The organism is Bacteroides sp. D22, assembly GCF_000163675.1.
In the GTDB taxonomy this organism is placed as follows: domain Bacteria; phylum Bacteroidota; class Bacteroidia; order Bacteroidales; family Bacteroidaceae; genus Bacteroides; species Bacteroides xylanisolvens.
The window spans coordinates 1-755 of sequence record NZ_GG774875.1 but is presented as its reverse complement, the minus strand read 5'-3'; the positions used below and the strand labels follow the sequence as shown (position 1 = coordinate 755).

The 755-nt window shown below is 38.3% G+C and carries 1 protein-coding gene; it reads left to right on the top strand.

All coding sequences use genetic code 11. The features are described from left to right. Positions 1 to 20: 20 nt before the first annotated feature. Positions 21 to 161 (top strand): transposase domain-containing protein, encoded by a 141-nt coding sequence (locus HMPREF0106_RS26655; RefSeq protein ID WP_255344251.1) that lies wholly within the window; start codon positions 21 to 23, stop codon positions 159 to 161. The last annotated feature ends 594 nt before the right edge of the window (positions 162 to 755 follow it).

Here is a 755-nt window from a genome sequence, read left to right as displayed (position 1 = left end):
TAGGGGCAAAGAATGCTTCTATGTTATACTCAATTATTGAAACATGTAAGATGAATGGATTAAGGCCGGTGAAATATATAGCGGAAATTTTAACTAAATTAACGGCAGGAGAAACAAATTACATGTCACTATTACCGATCAACAATAATAAAGAATACTAATTATTGGATAAAGAGATGCTATATACTCCACTACAGAGTATAGAAAAAGGGACAGCCATACAATGAGTGCTTACAATTGATAAATAGTTGGAACGTTGCAGATACCTGCGGCAGATAGGTTGCAGATAAAGTATCTGCAACACGTTATATAATCAAAGAAAAAGCCTTGATTCCTTTGTGCAAAGCTATGGGATAATTAGGGTGACTCTATGGAGAATTTGGGGTGTCTCTACGGGGAAACGACAGTATCCTTACGTAGAAACTGTAGTGTCCCGCCTTAGAAACTCTCGTTTCCTGCCGTGGAAACTGTAATTTCTAATGCAGGAAACGACAGTTCCCCGCCTGGAAACGGGAAGTCAATGTATACAATAAACTTTTGTACTCATGGAGAATTAGCTTATGTCAGGTTTATACTGTGTTGCAGATACTTTATCTGCAACCTATCTGCCGCAGGTATCTGCAACGCTCCAACTATTTATCAACTAGTACATTACACGCTTTTCGTTGCAGGTGGCAGATGTTTTCATGTTTTTTCAACTTTATGGTAGGAGGATTACGCATCAAAATTAGGGTCACAACCGTAAGTCATAAAAC